This is a genomic window from candidate division KSB1 bacterium (assembly GCA_034505495.1).
In the GTDB taxonomy this organism is placed as follows: Bacteria; Zhuqueibacterota; Zhuqueibacteria; order Residuimicrobiales; family Krinioviventaceae; genus Fontimicrobium_A.
Window position 1 is genome coordinate 114,329 of sequence record JAPDQV010000001.1, and the last position, 19,966, is coordinate 134,294.

Below are 19,966 nucleotides of genomic sequence, written 5' to 3' on the forward strand. Positions count from 1 at the left end.
TCAACCTGTTATTTAAGTAATGTCATTTTTCTGTTCAGTTTGTGATTATCGGCTGTCAGCTCATAGACATAGACGCCGGCAGATAAAGCTGAAGCATCAAAGACCACTCTATGAGCTCCGGCAGGAAGGTGATCATTTACTAATTCAGCTACTTTTCTGCCGTTTAGATCGAACAATGCGAGCTGAACTCGGCCGGCAAAGGGAAGCTCAAATTCGATTGAGGTCGTTGGGTTGAAGGGGTTGGGATAGTTTTGATGCAAAGCCATACCCATGGGTACAGCGGGTTTTTCGGCTTTGGTTTGGTCTTTGTCTTTATAAAGGCACCAGTCAATGGAAGCCTGCCAAAGCTTCCAACCTATTTCGTTGAAATATGCGGCGCCGTTATCGTTCCAACCGGCAAAATAACGACGCTCCGCTGCTTCGGTGCCGTCCGCCATCACTGCACCCTTTTCATAGCAGTATATGGCGCCGTAAATAATCGTTGCGATTTCTTCGTCGCCAGGAACGGGGACATATTCAGCAATTACTACTCCTTCTTCACTTGGATAACCTTGACCACTTTGGATTTCGTAAAAGTCAAAAGGCTCGACTTCGCCGGTTAAGCCGGCAGCCAGAAAATGACCTTCGGCGCGAATAACAATCGGTCGTTGTTTGGGCTGAAAGTGCCGCATCGCGTCGGTGTCCAGCGTCATACCCATATCGTCCTGAGCGTAAGGCTCGATCATAATCACCGGCACCGCAACGTTTTTGAATTTGTTCGTTACCTTTGAAGAGGAAACGGTAGAAGAAACATACACCAAATCCATTCCATCCGCCCACGTGGAATCAACATCAGAATCCAATCCGGTCAGCACGTCATAGCCTTGGGATTGCATTCGATCCAAAATCGCGCTATCACCCTCTCCCCAGGTCTCGTTGGTTACGAGCAAGATTTTAACCTTTTTCTCATCTTGTGCATAGACAAAAGCCGAAAGAAAAGCCAACATCGTCAGGACAACTCTGTAGCTCTTTTTCATCGCGCACCTCTCAAATAATTCATTTTGTTAAGAAATTGTTAATCAAATTTTAAAAATTTTTTCCGCCAAGTCAACAAAAAACTGATGAATCGGCTAATAAATCTCCTGCTTGAAAAATCATTTATGTTGAGAAAGCTGAAAAATCGTTATGTCGTTTTTTAAGCTGGGAAAATCGATGATATCGTAATTGGGGAAGGCAAAAATAGAAACTTTTGACCCCGCTAGAATCGAATATGCTTTTCCGTAATAGAAACCTGCGTCTCCAAGCGCGATGGAAGACAGAAGTTTCGAAAATATAGTGTTGATTCCCTACTGATAGGCAATGTTGCGACTTATTCTCCGTTTAATAGGCGGGAAGGATTGACCTTCTCCATAATAAGCCGGCTTTTTTCATCTTGGCCGTCCCAGACGATTGAATGAAATCCTTGTGACATTTGGCTGTCGATCAACTTGACCAATTCTTTGTCGTCCAAGATCGGTATATCTGCCTTGGCGGAATCCATTTTCGGCAATTCATAGCCGATTGGTTTTGATCGATAGGCTGATGCTCTGGACATGACAGAAAGCGGCGTTGGTTCCAACATGCGCTCATCACCCGCCAAAAATACATTTTTTCGACTTAAAACAAAATTGAGCGGTTCGCAGCGTATACCTTTGGCCACATACTTGTAGTAAATAGCCGGCAAAGCGCTCATGCTTTGTGAAAATACGCCGATGCGCCAATCACCTTCCAGCGATATATTTAAGGCATATTCTCCTCGATCGTTGGAGCGGGTAATCAAATGCGCCGCAGGTGAGTTTTCCCATGCATGCCTGGCTACAATCCAAACTCCGACTAACGGTTTACCGCGCTCATCCAGGACCTTCCCCCGAAGCGTCATAAGGGATGTCTCGGCGGCAAAGTTTAAAGTATGAGATGCGTTGTGATCGATCCTCCGGTTTGGATTTGGCAGTGGAACTAGAGAAGAACCGCCTTCGTTTTGCGCGAAAAGCCTGACGAGCGAAGCGTTGCCCATACCCAATGCATAGCCGGCATCTGCATTTGAAAGGCTATGATAAAATTTTTGGAGTTTTTCGGAGTCAGCCCAACATACAACTTTAGCCGGCGCATCGTTTTCCTCGGCCTTGTTGCAGGTGAAGATTCTCGAACTGGACTGCGTGCTGAGTAAAAAGTGGAAATTTTGCGCAACGATTTCACCTTTCTCGGCGCGAAAAGTAAATTGGGATGGCATTGCAGAATATAATTCCGGCATGTAAATGCTTGAGAGTTTGTCATTGGTCTGATCAATGTCGACGACGTAATCGCCGGGTTCGATGCCGAGGACAAACTCGCCTTTTTCATCAGTAACACCTTGAAAAAGCTGCCCGCTGTCTTTTTTCTTCGCTATTACGGCGATTCCTGAAGCGGGTATGTCATTATCCAAATAAACCTTGCCGGAAAAAAATGTATCATAAGGCTTGATGAAAAAATTCAATTCGGAAAATTTGTCTACGCCGACGCGTTGAGAGCATGGTTTGCAATCAGCATTGAGGTCGACAAAATAATCAGCTTGCGGCAGTGAAATTGAATAAAAGCCGTTTTGGTCCGTTACGGCACGATAGCAGGCCGGCGGTATGGATTCGCTGACAAATTTTATAACAACTCCTGAAATCGGTTTACCGGTTGCTTCATCGCATACCTTTCCATAGACACCGCTTGTCCCTTGAGGAAGATTCCAATCAATAAATGCTGTGGCAAAACTTTTATCGCTGTCGGTAATTTTGACAATCCAGCTTTGTCTGCATCCAGGATTCCACCTTTTATCAAAATAAATTGATGCTTTTACGAAGCCGTCTGCAAGCGTTTCATCGCCGGGAATTGCATCGATTCTCGAATCGCCGTCAATAATAGTCCCAAGGCCGTCGACGAAAGTATGGAAAAAGACGCGTGGTTCGTCAAAGTCAATGCGTCCGTTTCGGTTTACGTCATGAAAAATTTCACAATAAGCAGTGTTACCGATTGAGCCAACGTCGAAACATATTGTTACATGGGTCGGCAAATTCTTCACTTCGAGCTTTTCATTTTGATCAAATCTAACAAAGGTTACCGAATGAGCGACAGAACAAACAATCAAAATCATCAATGTGTACAGCCGAATTTTCATAGATTCCTCATTACGTAAAAACAATGAGTTATATTATTTTAAAGTTCACGAGAAAAACTTTTAATTAGAAAGCATTTTCGGTTACTTAAGGCAAAAGCTCTTTGTTTAACTTGAGGCGTTTTTCTTGTTGAAAATGGAGATGCAATTTAAAGGCCGGCAATGGGCAGGCGGAAGGATCAATACGGGAGACGTTCGAGAATTAATCGAATGTTTTGAAAGTAGAGTTCATCCGTTGCAACAGATTGATGTAGCGATTTCTTATGCTGCAAATTTTTCAGCCGCTTTTTAGTCGGGGGATGGGTGACAAGAAGGAGGGCAAAACGCTGTGGATCAGACTTTTCCAGCTTTATCAGCCGTCGAAGCAGCACCGGAAGGGCAGCTGGATCGAGTTCGGCTTTTTCGAGATATTCCAGCGCCAGCCGGTCTGCAGTAAACTCTTTTTCTGCAGGATAATCCAGAATCGTGTCACGTGTATAGAGCGATTGGATAATATGGGCTGCAATTTCCGGATTATTTCCCAAAAGCTGTTGTGCAGCGACGGCATAACTGTACTTTTCCGCCAATCTCGAAACTCCGTCGCGCATCGAAAGGTGCGCAATTTCATGTGCCAGAACGGCGGCAACTTCAGAGGAACTGCAGGATTCCAACAATCCGCGAAAAATATAAATATTTCCTCCCGGCAAAGAAAAATGGTTGATATCCTTTTCGTTGATGACAAAGACGGTATAATTAAGGCCGGACCAATGGGAGACAGCGCCTATCCTGGCTGCCAGATCGGTTAAATAACGCTCAATGGTGCGATTGCGGATAATTTTGAGATGTTGAATAGAAAAGGAGGCGAGATCGTCGCCCAATGCCAACTCTTCTTCGATGCTGACGAACGGCAGGGTGCCGTTTTGACGATCCTTCGCTGCCGCCCTATCTTTATTTATAAAGCCGGCAAGAAGGATGATCAGCAGGACTGAAATTAAACTCTTCATCTTTGCCCGGCTATTTTCAGAAATTCCTCTTCTGTGAGAATCGGCACACCCAATTCTTGCGCTTTCGCCAGTTTGGATCCTGCTTCTTCTCCGGCAACGACAAAGTCCGTTTTTTTGCTGACCGAAGAGGCAGCATGGGCGCCGAGTCGCTCCGCTAGTTCTTCCGCTTCTTTGCGAGACAAAGTTTTGAGCACACCGGTAAATACAATCGTTTTTCCCGCTAAAGGTTTTTCACCGCTTTCCGCCTGTAAAGGCGTCATCTTGACTCCTGCTTCCTTTAAGCGGCGAATAAAGTCCTGGTTCTGCGGCGATGCAAAAAAGTCGACCACACTTTCAGCTACCTGAGGCCCAATCTCATAAATGCTCTGCAGCTCAGCGTAGGAGGCAGAAGAAAGACGGTCTATTGTGCCAAACGCGCGCGCCAAAACCTTGGCGACGTGTTCGCCCACCAATCGGATACCAAAAGCAAAAAGAACTCTGTCGAGCGGTCGATCTTTAGACGCTTCAATGGCTCTCAGCAGATTTTCGGCAGATTTTTCCCCGAATCTTTCCAGTTTGAGCAACTGCTCTTTTTTGAGATAATAGAGATCTGCCGCGTCGCGAATGAGGGCGGCATCGAACAGTTGATTAACAACCTTTTCCCCGAGCCCCTCAATATCCATAGCATTCTTGGAAGCAAAATGGACCACTCGCTCCCGCACCTGTGCAGGACATGAAGAATTGATGCAGCGTTGTACTGCCTCGCCTTCCAGGCGGACGGTTTCACTGCCGCATACCGGACATTGTGAGGGAATAATGAACTTTTTCTCCGCGCCGGTGCGGCGAGAAGTGATTACCTGCACGATTTCAGGAATCACATCGCCAGCCCGCTGTACGACCACCCAGTCGCCGATTCGTACGTCTTTACGGTCGATTTCATCCTGATTGTGCAGGGTGGCGCGGCTGACTTCAACGCCGCCGATGCGCACCGGCTTCATAACCGCAACCGGCGTCAGGGCGCCGGTTCTGCCCACCTGGACGATAATGTCCAGAACCTGCGTTGTTTCCTGACGAGCGGGAAATTTGTAGGCAATGGCCCAGCGAGGACTCTTGGTCTTGATACCCAGCTCGGCCTGTTGAGCAAAAGAATTGACTTTGACCACTATGCCGTCGATTTCGTACGGCAGAGCAGGACGGCGTTCCAACATTTCAGTATGATAAGCTCTAACCTCCGCAAGTCCTTTACAAAGGCGAATAAAGGGATTGACTTTGAGTCCCCATTCTTTATAGAGCTGCAGCAGCTGCCACTGTGAGGTGATTTCGATTCCCTCAAAGCGTCCGACGCCGTAGCAGAACATGTCAAGCGGTCGCTCAGCGGTGACTGCAGGATCCAGCTGACGGAGAGAGCCGGCTGCGGCATTGCGCGGATTGGCAAAGAGAGGTTCTCCCCGTTCAGCGCGCTCGCGATTGAGCTGTTCAAACGCACGCGTGCCGAGAATGACCTCTCCGCGCACCTCCAATAAAGGCAGCTCCGCCCCCTTTCCATGCAGCACCAAAGGAATGCTGCGAATGGTGCGGATGTTCTGCGTGACGTTTTCTCCTACTGTGCCGTCTCCGCGCGTCGATGCGGTCTGCAGGCGGCCGTTTTCATAGACCAATTCAACAGCCAAGCCGTCCAATTTAGGCTCGCAAACATATTCGACGACCGATAGGCCTAAAGCCTGCCTTGTCCGCTGGTCAAAGTCGGCCATTTCTGCTTCGTCGAGAGCATTGTCCAGGCTCAGCATCGGTATAGAGTGACGTACCGGTGCAAAGGCATCCGCACGTTGTCCCCCGACCCGCTGCGTTGGTGAATCCGGCGAATAATATTCCGGATGTTGTTTCTCCAACTCGATGAGCTCATGCATCAGGCGGTCGTATTCCGCGTCGGTGATTTCTGGACTATCTAAGACATAATAACGATGATTATGATACTCGATCAATCTGCGCAATTCCTCTATGCGCGCGAGGATCGGATCTTTTATCATAGGCAAAGCTCCTCACTTTTCCCCGAAAGTTTCAAGCTTTACTTTTAGTAAATAGCGCCTTGATGACGTACAGAGCAATTTTGGGGTTTTCCTTCATTCTTCTCATACAATAGGCATACCACTGTCTTCCGAAAGGCACATAGACGCGCAGGCGATGCCCTGCGGAAACGATAATACGCCGTAGCTCCTCATCCACACCCAAAAGCATCTGAAACTCGTATTGATCGCGGCGAAGGGAATAGGCCTCGATTAGGCGAAGCGCGTGCCAAACGAGACGTTCATCGTGCGTGGCTATGCCCACATAAGCGCCATGCTTGATCGCCGTCTCTAAAAGCAAAACAAAATTGTCGTTGATAATTTGCGGATCTTTAAATGCAATGCGTCGCTTCTCAACGTAAATTCCTTTGCAGATGCGGAAATTTGCCGGTCGTTGAACGAGTGACAAAAGATCATCATGGGAACGGCGCAGATAGGCCTGAATAGCCACGCCGACGTTGCCGTACTCACGGCGCAGCTGATCATAAATGGCAAGCGTGGCGGTTGTACACGAGGAATCCTCCATGTCGATACGGACAAAATTGCCGAGTTGCGCCGCTTCACTTACGATCCGACGAATATTATTCAAACAAAACGTCTCGTCGATCAGCAGGCCGAGTTGCGTCGGTTTGAGAGAAATGTTGCAGTCCAATCCTTGCTCGCGAATAGTATGCAGTACGCGGATATATTCTGCAACAGCTGCTTCGGCATCTTGGCGATTTCGGGTACTTTCTCCAAGAACATCCATCGTCGCAAGAATGCCGTCCTGATTAAGAGAACGCACCACACGCACGCCGTCTTCGAGCGTGCTTCCGGCCACATAACGACGGGAAAAGATATGGACGATCGGTTTGGGGACCAAAGGCATAAAAAAGATTACCATCCGATTCAAAAAGTTCATGGCGGCGCCTCGCTATTGAAATCCGATTATTCCCCATGAGATTTTATTCAGCAGCCGAAAATAGTCGAATTTTTTTCGAATGTCAAGAAGATCAGAATGATTGAAATTGAAAAAAGCTGCAAGCAGACTTGGATTTTTCGGTTTTCGAAGGTAAAAGTAGAAAAAAGGGAACTCGGCCGGTTATGAATAAATTTTCACCAATTAATGTATTAGAGATTGGAATGAAAAAAGATGACGGGAAAGGGCAAAGTATATATTCATTTAAACGGTCTTTGAACTGCCGGAGGCAACATTTTTCTTGACTTTAAGGCTAAAACTAACTAATTTTGAAAGTCTTAACGGTCGGCGCTTTAGCTCAGTCGGTAGAGCAACGGACTGAAAATCCGTGTGTCCCCAGTTCGATTCTGGGAGGCGCCACCTAAATTAATAAGCCTCATTGCAATCGCGATGAGGCTTTTTTATTTTGCATCAAATTGTACGGCTTGGTAAGCCATGGAGCCGAAAACCCCGATTGCGCCTTCGATGTGCAGCAAGGGATCCCGATTCCTGCGGGATCGAAAATAGTCGTATAAATTTTCGTCCAATGCGCTTACCTTGAGGGTGTAACGATCAGGGGCCGCAAAAAGAAAGCCGAAAAAAGTCAATTCTGTATCTTCCGAATAGACGGTCATTTCAAAGTCGCCGGTCGGAGCGTAGACGGTTACGGCGTAGGCACGGGCAAACAGAGCCGGCTGCCATTTGACGCTAAGCATCTGAAAAGCCGGAAGCGTGTCGCCTTTATTAGGGGTAAGGATTTGCGGTTTACTCGGCATGGTTGTTTCGGCAAAGATTTTTCGGCCGTCCGCCAAAGTGACGTCCAACTGATAGACATACCCTGCTTTCAAAGTCAGCTTGTCTTGTATGTCGCCGTAATTTCCCTCAAACAGGTGCTTGAATTCCACTTCCTGATCGTTGGAACGTACGATGACGCGGGCGTCGGTTACGGCGCGGTTGGGAGCAGAGGGGAAATAGTCGGTTACCCGATAAGACCTCTCCAATTTCACATTTTTTTGGTTGTTGTTCAAAATGAGCAGACCAAAGACGTTGATTTCGGGCTCATAATCAATATTAGGAGCCTGGGGAAGGTCATTACAAGACATCCAGATCAATGCCGCCGGTAAAGCGGTCGCCAGCAGCTTTTTAGAAATCAAATTCAATCCCGAATGTCGGCAAAACGGGAAACATCGGGATAGTGATCTGTTTCGACGGATTGGCATCATGATCCCAGAAATATAAAAAAACATTTTTGCGATTGTAAGCATTTACGATCTGCAGATAAGGATTACATTGCACGCCGAAGGCCTCGAAAGGTCTGCGCAGGCTTATATCAAGTCGATGATAGTCTGGATAACGATACGAGTTCTTTTTGCCCAGTCGATTATAAACCTCGTAATCATATTGATTGCGGGCAAAATCCCATTCATAGTGGGCATATTTGCCCAGCACCGGTGTATAAGGCAGACCGGAACCGTACGAAAAAACAACACCCAGGAGCCAGTTTTTGCCCAAATCGACAGAAAGGGCGGCATTAATGTTGTGGCGCCGGTCGTGTTTAGGATAATAGACGAGACCGCCGATGCGGCGCCGAGTGACGGAAAAAGAGTAGCTTGTCCACCCGGTCACTCGACCGACGGATTTTTTAGCCATAAACTCCGTCCCATAAGCCTCGCCGTCGCCGACGAAAAAGTCGTCGGTTTCATCTGCAGCGCTGCCGAACTCGTTCAATTCCAGCAGATTGTGCATGGTTTTATAATAGCCCTCAAGAGTCATGGTCAAATCGAACGGAAGCAGCCATTCAAGGCCTAATACGAGGTGTTCGGATCGTAAAGGGAGAAAATTCGCCGAGAGCGGAAACCACAAGTCGATAAATTGATAATTTTGATTGTCGCTTGCAGACGTAGTGAGGAATTGATGATAAATTCCCAATGAACTTTTAAGAGCGAAATTGTGCGTTAGGCGGTATTTGGCTCCAAAGCGCGGGGAAAAGGTTGTTCTTTTGCCGTACGAATAGTGTTCGATGCGTGCGCCGGCCCGCAGGGACCATCTGCCGCTTTGCCATTCATCCTGCACGTAAAGCGAGGAGAGATACGGTCTACGGTGATAGTCGAAAAGAGGGGTTTTGTCGATCGTAAAGGAGTAGAGAAAATCATAGAATGTCTGCTGCAGACCGAATTTGAACGAATGGTTTTTAAAGCCGAAGAAAGAGAATGACAGGTCGGCGCTGTAGTCCTGAATGCCGTTCTTTAGCTGCAAGGATGCAGTGTTTTCGTTCGTCAAGCCGAGATCCAGCTCGAGGTTAAATTTGCTGCGCGTCAATCGGGTCTCGGAATAGAGGTTGGGATGCATAACCCATCGCCAATAAAGGCTTGTGGTACGGTTTCCCCACAGCCAGTAGAGATCCAAAGTAATATCTTCATCGGAATCAAGAAGATAATCCAAGCGATCATCGCCGAAAAATCCGCTGAGCGTTAAGCGATGATTTTCGTTGAGGTCGAAATTGATTTTGCCCTGCAAGTCGTAAAAGTAGTAAGGAAAATCGTAGCGCGTTCCTTTAAATACCTGGTCGAAATAGGTTCTGCGGCCGGAAAAGAGAAACGAACCGCGCGGAAGCGGTCCCTCTACTGCGGCGCGGGCTGAAAGCAGGCTGATGTTGGCGTGGCCCTCAAAGTGTTGGGAATTTCCTTCTTTGTTGGTTATGCTGAGAACAGACGAAAGCCGTCCCCCATATTCGGCCGGGAATCCGCCTGCGATAAAATCGATCTGCTTGACCGCATCGGCGTTGAACATGCTGAAAAGTCCCAAGAGATGAAAGGGATTATAAACCGTTACGCCGTCCAACAGCACGAGGTTTTGATCCGGACTCCCGCCGCGAACATAGAGCTGACTGGAAAAGTCGGTGCGGCTGACGACTCCCGGCAGCAGCTGCAGAGTACGAAAGACGTCCGCCTCGGCCACGGAAGGCAGAGTGCTCAACTGCCGCGCCGAGATGGTGGTGGTCGAAACCTGCACTTCGCGCTCGAACCTCTCTCTCTCGGCGGTTTTGATAATCTCCTCGACCTCGATCACTTGCGGCGTCAGGAGAAAATTCCGTTTGAGGGTCTCGCCGGGCTTAACGATGATAGGCTCTTCTTTGCGCTCATAGCCGATCATCGAGAGTACGAGCGTGTACTGACCTGCGGGAATTCGGTTGATGACAAAGTAGCCGCGATCGTTGGTTGTCGTGCCCAAAGAAGTTCCGTCGAGAAAAACATTGACGTAGGGCATGAATTCGCCGTTGCGGGCATCGCGAACAAAGCCGCTGACGGCTCCATCATTACTCGTTGCGGCAAAAAGTGGAGCGATGAACAGCACGAACAAGGTTGATGTAATTCTCATAGAAACAGATCGTCTCGATAGCCTTTTCCTTTACGAACGACAATCGGCTCGTCTTGCGTCAAATCAATAACCGTCGAGGGTTCGGATCCCCCAGTGTCGCAGTCTAAAAAAAGATCAACCAGATGCGCAAAGACTTCGGCAATCTCGTCCGGATCAGTCAAATACTTACCTTCCGTAAGAGCGGCGCTGGTGCTGATAATTGGCCGGCCGAAGGCGCGCACCAGATCATGGCAAACCGCATGATCCGGCACACGAATACCGACCGTACTGCGTTTTTCCGTCAGTATCTTGGGAACGGCACGCGTAGCTTCCAAAATAAAAGTATAAGGCCCCGGTAACAGGCGACGCATAATTTTGTAAGCAGGATTCGATACATGCGCATATTTGGCGATATCTTTCAAGTCCGGGCAGATAAAGCTGAGTCGCGCCTTTTTGCTAACCCCTTTGATTTGATAAATGCGTTCAACAGAGCGTCTATTCATTAAATCGCACCCAAGGCCGTAAACGGTATCAGTCGGATAAATAATCAGACCGCCGTCGTTCAAAACCTTAACGGCCCTGTCGATGTATCGCGATTGCGGATTGTCCGGGTGAACGTAGAGGCGAACCATTTCTCTCCTTGGAGGCCTGGGCGCGCCGGAATGCATTTTTCGGCAGCTTCTAAAATAAGCGCATATCGACGAGATTTCCAAGTTAAAAAATTAAAAAGGAATTCCTGCATTCTGGAATTTGTTCTGTTTTTCCATATACAAGTGAGGTGATATCATCATGTTCTTCAGTATGCTGTACGGAATATTAAAGAGCTCGTTTGCTCTGCTGCAGGAGATGGCGCCGTATCTTCTTCTTGGGTTTCTGGTTGCCGGAATACTCCATGAATTCATAACAACGGAAAAAATAGCCCGCCATCTCGGAAAAAACAATTTTGCATCGGTGATCAAGGCGGCGGTTTTAGGAATTCCCTTGCCGCTCTGTTCCTGCGGCGTCATTCCGCCGACCGTCGCCCTGCGTAAGGCAGGTGCCGGCCGTGCGCCGGTACTTTCTTTTTTGATTGCCACCCCTACTACAGGAGTCGATTCAATTGCGGCCACATACTCGCTTATGGGCCCCTTTTTCGCCCTTTATCGCGTTTTGGCTTCCTTTATAGCCGCCATTTTTACCGGCAGTCTTGCAGGTTTTCTAAAGCTGAAGGAAAAGGATGCATTGCCGCTTAATGCACTGCAAACTGCTGCAGATTCGATGGCTTTCTCTAAAAGAATTTTTCGGGTTATACACTACGGATTCGTTGAATTGATTTCCGAAATCAGCAAATGGCTGATCATAGGCATTCTCATCGGCGGCGTGATAACTTATTTCATCCCTGATGACTTTTTCAGACAGGCCGGAGGGAATGGCCTCGTCAACATGCTTTTGATGCTTTTGATCGCCGTACCGCTTTACGTATGCGCCACCGGTTCAATTCCGATTGCTGCGGCCCTCATGATGAAAGGACTGAATCCTGGAGCCGCATTTGTCTTTCTGCTGGCCGGCCCGGCCACCAATTCGGTGACGATTACCGTGATCTCTAAATTTCTCGGGAAAAAGACCACAGCGGTTTACCTAAGCGGCATCATCGTCAGCAGCATTGTATTGGGTTTAGGATTGGATTTTATCTGGAATCACTACAATCTATCGGCTTCCTTTCTCCACCATCATCATCATGCTCTGCTGCCGCCGACGCTGAGCGCGATTTCTGCAGCCGTCATTTTGCTTCTCCTGCTTGCGGCGCCGCTTGCAAATCGCATAAAAAAGCGTGAAGAACCTCCTATAAAGGAGAAAGGTGAAATGACATCGATTTTCTTTGTGCCTGATATGACCTGCAACAACTGTGTTGCGCACGTCAAAAAAGCCGTTGAAAGCGTCGATGGTGTTGATCGGGCGCGAATCGATTTGGCGACGAAAAAAGTCGAACTGGTTCACACCGATCAACTGGACTTGTCGCTGGTTTTTGAAGCGATACGCGATGCCGGATATGAGCCGAAAACGACCTGAACAAATCAGACTTTGAACCGTTTCTGCTATAGGCTGTTCGATCGAACAGCCTTTTTTGTATCAGCCGGAATTTTTTATTGCAGAATCCATCAGATTTACTTAAAGTAAAAAAGCCGTCTTTCATTTGAGCAGATGGGTATTGCTCCGTATAGGCGAAAATTTTTGCACAAGATGCAGAGATCCATTTTTTATTATTACAGCATTTAAATGAGAGTCGGCCATGCAATCTTTTTTTCTGCTCATTTTATTGTCGTCGACGGTAACACTTCTCATTAGAGCTGAACTTTCCAATCAAAGTCGACAGGTCTATATTTTCAAGCCTCTCTCCACGGTTATCGTCATCCTTACAGCTTTGTTGTCGTTTTTTGGCGAAACCCGTTTTTCTTACTCTTTTCTTATTTTAATCGGTCTGCTTTTTTCCCTCGGCGGCGACATTGCTCTGATGTTTCATGGTAAAAAATTCTTTTTGATCGGGTTAGTCTCTTTTCTCTTTGCTCATATCGTCTACACGATTGCTTTCGGGTCTCTTGGGGATTTTTCAAAATTGGACCTATGGACCGCGACAGCATTGGGCTTGGCGGGGATCGTGATCTATCATATTCTTCGCGCCGGCCTCGGCGCGCTGAAACTGCCGGTCATCTTTTACATGGTAGTCATTTCGGTGATGGTCAATCGCGCCTTTTCCGTGTGGGCCAATCCTGCCTGCTCATCCCTGCCGGCTGGATTAATCAGCTCCGGCGCCGTTCTCTTTTATCTTTCCGATGCCATCTTGGCTCTCAACCGTTTTGCCAAGCCTTTGCGGTATGAGCGGTTCAGTTTGGTTCCGTACTATTTGGGTCAGTTTTTCATTGCGCTGTCTACGTATTATGTTAAATAAAAACTATGGAGGATCTATGAGAAAAAAATCAATCATCGTTTTAGGTCTCTTTTTATTACACGGTATTGCCGCGGCTCAACCGTTGGCCGCTGGTCGAGAAAAGTTTTTAGGAAACATCATCAACGACGGCAATTCCATTCCTTATAAATTTGCGGAAATCTGGAATCAGGTTACACCGGAAAATGCCGGAAAATGGGGAAGCGTGGAGGGAATCAAGGATAATTACAACTGGGCGAACTTGGATAAAATTTATCAATTTGCGAAAAAGAGGAATTTTCCGTTTCGGATGCACACTTTGGTTTGGGGGCAGCAGCAACCAGGCTGGATCGGCTCGCTGCCGCCGGACAAGCAGCGCGAACAGGTCGAGGAGTGGATCCGTCTGGTCTCCGAACGTTATCCGGAAATCGATTTTATCGACGTAGTTAACGAGCCGCTGCACGAGACGCCGGTCTATGCCGAGGCTTTGGGCGGAAAGGGCGCTACGGGTTGGGACTGGGTTATCTGGTCGTTTGAAAAGGCGCGACAGTATTTCCCAAACGCAAAACTTCACATCAATGACTACCATATCCTCACCGGTTTGGCGTCGATCAGCGATTATCTAAAGATCATCAATCTTCTCAAAGATCGCGGACTTATTGACGGAATCGGGTGCCAGGGGCACTTTCTCGAGTCAACGAGCAGCAAGCTCATCACCAGCCGCCTGAATCAATTGGCAAAAGCCGGTCTGCCGATCTACATTACCGAATATGACGTCAACATTGCCGATGACACTAAGCAGCTTAATGTGTTCAAAGATCAATTTCCTGCCATTTACGAGCATCCTGCCGTTGCCGGAATGACACTTTGGGGTTATATGCAGGGACAGATGTGGCGTTCCGACGGCTATTTAATCCGCAGCAACGGCAAGGACCGTCCGGCGATGACTTGGTTGAGAAGTTATTTCAATCCGGGAACAAGCGTGCAGTCCGCAGCCGAGTCTACACCGCAGGAGTGGCGTCTTGAACAAAATTTTCCGAATCCCTGTAACAGCTCGACGGTCATTTCGTTTTATCTGCCGGAGGCAAGCACGATCAGCCTCATCATTTCGGATGCTTCGGGCCGCACTGTACGAACGTTGGCGATTGGGGAACACCCGGAAGGCAAGGGCTCGGTCGTGTGGGACGGCCTTGATGAGCAAAAAGTACCGGCGGCAAGCGGTGTTTACTTTTACACTTTACAGGGCGGAGGTCGTTCGCACTCCTTTGCCGCTACGAGAAAACTCTTGTTGATCAGATAGCCGCCTGACTTTTATTAGTCGGCTCTTAGAGACCGGCTAAACCGGTATTGAAAGAGAACTATCGAAGAAATCAAAGTAATATGAAACTTTAGGAAACATATGGGGCCGAGTTCGTACCGCTGTACGCATCTCGGCCCGATTATGGCCTCTGCCGGCATTTATAGGGCTTTTCTGCAATTATTTTGTAAAGTCCGGCAACAGATTTTCAGATCGAGAACCTTTGCCTGGTCAAAAGCAGGCACAACCGAAAGAATTGATCGGGGGTTTTACTTTTCATCCTTTCCGGCAGCCCAAACAACGGCATTCCAGACCAGCTTACGGTAAAGAGGGTTTTCATACGCACGGCGGTCGTGGCCCGGTTGCAGGCAGACAATGCGGGAAGCCCCGTATCGATTTGTCCATCCGATGATTGGGGAACTCGAAGGATGGGTCGTATGCAGCAGTGGCGTTACGGAATCGAGCAGATGCAGATTGCCGTAGACTTCGTCGGTAAGCTCAAAATCGCTCAAGCCGGCAGTAACAGGATGCTTTGCATCGATAATTCGCACTGGAAAACGGACGTCATGCTGATAGGTGGAAGCAGAAGAACGATCGCTTTCAGGCAGGGATTCCGGTAGAATATATTTTCCGCCGCGAATGCGGCTGAATTCCTCCCAATACTGATAAGAAACCAGCGAATGATGCAGAAAAACCAACCCTTTTCCCTTTTTGACCAAAGCGAGAAATGCACTCTTTTGCTCTTCGGAAATTTCCTGAACCATGTCATAGAAAACGATCACCTGGATATGCTCCAAGTCTGAAGAAGCATAGAGCTCATTAGCGTGAGGTTGTGAGGCAAATTGCGGTCGGATGCCTTCCATGCTTTCGAACATAGAATGGAAAGCTGCTTCATCAAATTCGTGTCCGCCGGTTATGATTAAAACGGGTATCGGCTCGGCAGACATGGGTACGGCAAATAGCAATAGGAAAATCGCTGCGCTCAGGAATCTCATTTTATCCGTTCTTTCCTCCCGGCTTGTCGCTTTAGCTGTGCTTTGCGCCTCCTGCAACCGGTTGGGGGAAAACAGGAGATGTTTGCCGACGCGGAAAAAGATTCGTTCTCAGAAACTCCTGTAAAAGAATCGCAAATTTACGGCTTTGCGCAACAAAAACTCGTCCGAGAAAAGGATTATAATCCCTTTTTTCGATTTCTGAAAGGATGCCGCGATAGATTCGGCTTGCGGCTTTGACTGCAAATCTTCCGTCTCTTGAAAGCATAGGAATTCCGTTATCCGCTTCAATAAAAAAGCGATGTGCCCGTTCGACTTGGTATCTGACGAGCTGCCTCATGGCATCATTAAAGGTTTCCTTAAAGAAATCTTTTTCATCCAAGCCGAATTGACGCACTTCGTCGAGCGGCAAATAAATCCGGTTCATATTTTTGTCTTCTTGAATGTCCCGCAGTATATTGGTTAACTGCATGGCGACGCCGAGTTTTTCAGCGTAATTCAAAGCCGCCGGATCGCTGAAGCCGATAATATAGCTCATCATGATGCCGACGACGCCTGCAACGGCGTAGGCAAAATGGTATAATTCGGCAAACGACTGATAACGGTTCTTCAGCAAATCAAGCTTGACGCCGTCGAGCAGCTCCAAAGGGTATCGGAGAGGAATGTTATAGGCAAGTGCCGAAGGAATGAACGCCTTTAAAATGGGATGTTCCGATTCTCCGCTTCGATAAGCGACGGCCAGTTCGTATTTGAGGTATTCAATTTCGGCCGTCAATTCATCCGTTGTTCTGTTGCGCGGATTGTCGACAATATTGTCGGCATATCGACAAAAGCTATAGAGAGCAAAGGTCGGCAGCCGCTTTTCTTTCGGCAAAAATTGGGTGGAAAGATAAAAGCTCTTTGAATGAAGAGCCGTTTGGGCTTTTGCATAAGCTATGGCATGCCTTATGTTTGTATCGTTAATATTCATATGTCCTCAATTTAAAATTATTCTTAGAGATCAAACACTTTTTCAATTATAAATCATTCCATGCAAATTAGCAGATAATTCCGCTAGCGGGGTCAATTATCCACGCCCTGCCTCGGCGGCGTAAAGAGTTTCACGCCTTTTTATCGCAAGTTTCCACCAGGGAATGGACGGATATTCGTGATGCTCCCAATGGTAGTCGAAATGATAACAGGCCAGCAAAGACCAGAAAGGTTTGAGGCTGCTGCTGACTGCGCGGTGACGGTCACGGTAACCGCCTACCGGTTCACGATGCGGCAGAAAAGTGCCGAAAAAAAACAACTGCAAAGTAGACAGCAAAGACGGCACCACCCAAAAGAGCATTAAATTCAATGTCGGCACATGAAAAAGATGATGAAAAATATTAAAAATTACCGCCATGCCGAGGAGCTGATTCCAGGAGAGGTAGCGCCTTAGAAAAGTAAAGTACCAGCCGAAAAAAGAGGGGCGACGACCGTCGTGGTAATCCGGATCTTTCGATGAGGCCGGAAACCGGTGATGTAAAAAATGCTTTTCTCGAACTTGGCGGTAGGGAAAGAGGGCATAGAGACCCAGGCACAATGCGCCGATCAAGGAATTGAGCCGGTGACGACGCGGCACTATACTGCCGTGAATGGCATCGTGAGCAGTAATAAAGACGCCGGTATAGAGAAAAGTCTGCAGGAGAATGCCGGGCAGTGCGAATGCGGCTGTTTGCTTTCCCCGCAGTGAAAAAAGCAGAATCAGTAATGCGGCCCAGCATAACAGAATGAGAGCCGCCATGATGACTCCAAAGTACTTTTTCACAAGCAGGCCTTTAAAATGATCAATAAAAAGTAAATCAATTGCGCCCAGAATGAATGAAAGATGAGATCAGGCAATCGCGTCTCGAAGACCTTCCACCTTGTTCCCAGGCTTGAAAAAATAAGAGCAATTAAAAACCAGCCGACATAATTTTGCAGGGGCGGAAGTCCGTCCTGCCATTGCCAATAGCGTAAATAAACGGCAGCCGGTTCCATGATAAAGTCAAAACCGACCATCAGCAGGGCAGTGACGACAGCAAAAAGAAGGGGATGGCGATTCCGCATCAGCTTTTGGGCAACGGCTGCTGCTGAAAGCTGTATGCTCAACCAAGCGAACCCGATGGCAATCGGTACGCCTGCAGCCTGCGGCTGCAGAATGTCGCCGTAAACATAATGGCCGAAAATAATGCCGGTACGAAGGCCGAGCCATTCGAAAAACAATCCGCCGAGGACAACAATCGTCGCCCAAATCACGGACTTGGTTCTAAGATTTTGAATTTGAATAAAACGTATTAGCAGGATGGTCGACAGTCCTATCAGAAAAACGCCGGCAAGCCGCTGCATGAGTACCTGAAACCATCCCAGCAGGTGCCACAGCCCGCCTGCCGTCAAAAGAACGTACAGCAGAATTATCTCGAGTCGACGAGTCATGACCGAGTCTCGGCTTTAATGAAACTGACTTTTCGATCTTTCCAGGAGACGGCGCCGCGGCGGTAGCAGCGAAAAGAATTGAACCCGATCATCAGAACCGCGCCGATGCTCAATGGATTGAGCAGCGTGCTGACCCAGACGGGATGGCCGAAGCGTTCGGCGATGAGGAATCGAATTGCAGCAGCGAGGCCGATCATGGCAACAGCTTCGGCGCGAAGCGATGGAACCGCCAAGAGCGGGAACGGAAGGATATAGATGCTGAATAAAAAAGCTGAAAACAAAAGAAATGGAATCGTCTTGTAACCCATCAAACCGAATGCATTCTTGGAAAATCCCCAATAGACCTCGTTCCAAGAGGAGTACATCCTTCCAAAAACCATTCTGTTGCCCGATGCGGTCAAAATTTTTTCCCCCTTTTGTTTTGCAAGCCGGGCCAATTCCGTATCTTCAACGATATGTCCCTTGACTGCCTCATGTCCCCCGATTTGATCGTAGCCTTGGCGGGTAAAAGCCAGCCACTGGCCGTTGGCGGCCGCCATGGAGGGAAATTTGGCGTAATAGGTCAACCAGAGCGGTAAAAGGGAATAGACAAAGGTGTCGAAAACCGGAATCACCAGTTTTTCCGCAAAGGTAACGGTTATCTGCTGTGGAAAGGCTGAGAATAAGCTCAACGAGAGGCGCTGCATCCAACCGATGGTCTTTTCGACGGCTTCCGGCGCATGTTGGTTATCCGCATCAGTAAAGATCAAATAATCTCCGCCGGCGGCCTGACTCAACTGATGACAAGCCCAGTTTTTTCCGGTCCAACCGACCGGTAAAGGAGCGCCGCTGAGAAGGCGTATGCGGGCATCCTGGGCTGAGAAACGGCGTACAATGTCTGCGGTGTTGTCCTGAGATTGATCGTCCAGTACGAGAATTTCCAAATTCTGATAACTTTGCCGGATAAGCGATTCCAAGGCTCGTCCGATATTCACTTCTTCATTACGGGCCGGAATAAGGACCGACACAAGCCGAACGTCCTTGGGTTTGGGGCCGTTTTTGATCATCGGCGCCGTCATGACGTTTACCAGTGTAATCAACGCAATCAACGCCAAGCAGCCGATGAGAAAGCCGACAAAAATGCTCATGCCCTGTCCCTTTTGCGGCTTAGGCGATGACGCCACATTGCAAATGATTCGTTGATCGACGCTTTACCCTGCAGCAAAACTTTTCCTTCTTCGCGTCGGATAATTTGTTCTTGAAGCTCGTTCAATAGAGCTTCATGCCGGGTCTGCAACCTCTCCGTGAGATCCTCCGATGATCCGCAAAGGTCAGTTACTTCGTTAAGACGGATAAAAACATCCGCGCGCTGATCCGTAAGGTATTCGGCTCTGAAAGCGGCTTGTATAACTCTCACGGGCTCAGGAGCTTGACGAATCAATAGCTCCACACCGCGCTTGTAGACGAGAGGCCTCACTCCCCAGGGCAGCAGCTCGCCCTGGGGAAAAATGCAGACGACGGCTTTTTGCGCCAATAGCTTTTGTGTATAGCTCAATGATTCCAAACTTTTTTTTACAGAGCGAGGCTCTATAGAATAGGCGCCGACACGGGAAAAAAAACGGTTTCGACGGAGCTGTTCCTCCAGCATCATGAGAAATATGGGACGGTGAAAAAGTTTTACTTTCAGCAGATAGACGAAAAAGCCGTCCCACCAGGTGCTGTGATTGGGGAGAAGCAGAATTGCCCCTTCATCGGAGTTCGGAGGTTCGCCGAACAGACGAATCGAATGGAAATGGCGCCGCATGAGATTAAAAATATATGGCCGAAATATCATCTCATGCAGGGCAGACGGCGAGGCAGGTATCATCCTTTCGCCCTCAA

The 19,966-nt window shown here is 48.1% G+C and carries 17 protein-coding genes and 1 tRNA gene; 4 read left to right on the forward strand and 14 right to left on the reverse strand.

The window, feature by feature from the left end; genetic code table 11:
• Positions 1–8: 8 nt before the first annotated feature.
• The 5 genes from ONB24_00430 to ONB24_00450 form a co-directional block, all read right to left on the reverse strand.
• Positions 9–1,016 carry a T9SS type A sorting domain-containing protein gene (locus ONB24_00430; protein MDZ7314565.1) on the reverse strand — a complete coding sequence of 336 codons (1,008 nt, stop codon included), beginning with the start codon at positions 1,014–1,016 and terminating at the stop codon, positions 9–11.
• Between the two features lie 332 nt (positions 1,017–1,348).
• The gene (locus tag ONB24_00435; GenBank protein ID MDZ7314566.1) at positions 1,349–3,160 is read right to left on the reverse strand and encodes a carboxypeptidase-like regulatory domain-containing protein; all 1,812 of its coding nucleotides are present in this window, start codon (positions 3,158–3,160) and stop codon (positions 1,349–1,351) included.
• 176 nt (positions 3,161–3,336) lie between these two features.
• Positions 3,337–4,140, reverse strand: coding sequence for a M48 family metalloprotease (locus ONB24_00440; protein MDZ7314567.1), 804 nt, complete (start codon positions 4,138–4,140; stop codon positions 3,337–3,339).
• Positions 4,137–6,146 (reverse strand): NAD-dependent DNA ligase LigA, encoded by a 2,010-nt coding sequence (ligA, locus tag ONB24_00445; protein ID MDZ7314568.1) that lies wholly within the window; start codon positions 6,144–6,146, stop codon positions 4,137–4,139. The genes ONB24_00440 and ligA overlap by 4 nt, the downstream gene beginning before the upstream one ends.
• Positions 6,147–6,177: 31 nt before the next feature.
• Positions 6,178–7,083: a proline dehydrogenase family protein gene (locus ONB24_00450; protein MDZ7314569.1), complete on the reverse strand. Its 906-nt coding sequence runs from the start codon at positions 7,081–7,083 to the stop codon at positions 6,178–6,180.
• A 344-nt stretch (positions 7,084–7,427) separates the two neighbouring features.
• Between ONB24_00450 and ONB24_00455 the strand changes: the two genes are divergently transcribed.
• A tRNA-Phe gene (locus tag ONB24_00455) sits at positions 7,428–7,500 on the forward strand.
• A gap of 41 nt (positions 7,501–7,541) precedes the next feature.
• On the opposite strand, the gene ONB24_00460 is transcribed toward ONB24_00455, so the two are convergent.
• The 3 genes from ONB24_00460 to ONB24_00470 are packed head-to-tail and all read right to left on the reverse strand — an operon-like array spanning position 7,542 to position 11,108.
• Positions 7,542–8,273: a DUF4249 domain-containing protein gene (locus tag ONB24_00460; GenBank protein MDZ7314570.1), complete on the reverse strand. Its 732-nt coding sequence runs from the start codon at positions 8,271–8,273 to the stop codon at positions 7,542–7,544.
• Positions 8,263–10,497 carry a TonB-dependent receptor gene (locus ONB24_00465; GenBank protein MDZ7314571.1) on the reverse strand — a complete coding sequence of 745 codons (2,235 nt, stop codon included), beginning with the start codon at positions 10,495–10,497 and terminating at the stop codon, positions 8,263–8,265. The genes ONB24_00460 and ONB24_00465 overlap by 11 nt, the downstream gene beginning before the upstream one ends.
• On the reverse strand, positions 10,494–11,108 hold the full coding sequence (locus ONB24_00470; protein ID MDZ7314572.1) for an L-threonylcarbamoyladenylate synthase: 615 nt from the start codon (positions 11,106–11,108) through the stop codon (positions 10,494–10,496). The genes ONB24_00465 and ONB24_00470 overlap by 4 nt, the downstream gene beginning before the upstream one ends.
• 157 nt (positions 11,109–11,265) lie before the next feature.
• On the opposite strand from ONB24_00470, the gene ONB24_00475 reads away from it, so the two are divergent.
• The 3 genes from ONB24_00475 to ONB24_00485 all read left to right on the forward strand — a co-directional run bounded on the left by ONB24_00475 (position 11,266) and on the right by ONB24_00485 (position 14,678).
• Complete coding sequence (locus ONB24_00475) at positions 11,266–12,525, forward strand: permease (protein ID MDZ7314573.1); 1,260 nt, start codon at positions 11,266–11,268, stop codon at positions 12,523–12,525.
• Between the two features lie 220 nt (positions 12,526–12,745).
• Positions 12,746–13,402: a lysoplasmalogenase gene (locus ONB24_00480; GenBank protein ID MDZ7314574.1), complete on the forward strand. Its 657-nt coding sequence runs from the start codon at positions 12,746–12,748 to the stop codon at positions 13,400–13,402.
• 16 nt (positions 13,403–13,418) lie between these two features.
• Positions 13,419–14,678: an endo-1,4-beta-xylanase gene (locus tag ONB24_00485; GenBank protein MDZ7314575.1), complete on the forward strand. Its 1,260-nt coding sequence runs from the start codon at positions 13,419–13,421 to the stop codon at positions 14,676–14,678.
• A 266-nt stretch (positions 14,679–14,944) separates the two neighbouring features.
• Here the strand turns inward: ONB24_00485 and ONB24_00490 are convergent, their stop codons facing one another.
• The 6 genes from ONB24_00490 to ONB24_00515 all read right to left on the reverse strand — a co-directional run bounded on the left by ONB24_00490 (position 14,945) and on the right by ONB24_00515 (position 19,952).
• Entirely contained in the window at positions 14,945–15,670 is a 726-nt protein-coding gene (locus ONB24_00490) for a ThuA domain-containing protein (protein ID MDZ7314576.1), read from the reverse strand.
• A 31-nt stretch (positions 15,671–15,701) separates the two neighbouring features.
• Complete coding sequence (locus ONB24_00495; protein ID MDZ7314577.1) at positions 15,702–16,637, reverse strand: phytoene/squalene synthase family protein; 936 nt, start codon at positions 16,635–16,637, stop codon at positions 15,702–15,704.
• Positions 16,638–16,733: 96 nt separating this feature from the next.
• Positions 16,734–17,435, reverse strand: coding sequence for a fatty acid desaturase (locus ONB24_00500; protein ID MDZ7314578.1), 702 nt, complete (start codon positions 17,433–17,435; stop codon positions 16,734–16,736).
• A 20-nt stretch (positions 17,436–17,455) separates the two neighbouring features.
• Complete coding sequence (locus ONB24_00505; GenBank protein MDZ7314579.1) at positions 17,456–18,106, reverse strand: carotenoid biosynthesis protein; 651 nt, start codon at positions 18,104–18,106, stop codon at positions 17,456–17,458.
• Positions 18,103–19,233 (reverse strand): glycosyltransferase, encoded by a 1,131-nt coding sequence (locus ONB24_00510; protein MDZ7314580.1) that lies wholly within the window; start codon positions 19,231–19,233, stop codon positions 18,103–18,105. Before ONB24_00510 ends, ONB24_00505 begins: the two co-directional genes overlap by 4 nt.
• Complete coding sequence (locus ONB24_00515) at positions 19,230–19,952, reverse strand: lysophospholipid acyltransferase family protein (GenBank protein MDZ7314581.1); 723 nt, start codon at positions 19,950–19,952, stop codon at positions 19,230–19,232. Before ONB24_00515 ends, ONB24_00510 begins: the two co-directional genes overlap by 4 nt.
• Positions 19,953–19,966: the final 14 nt, after the last annotated feature.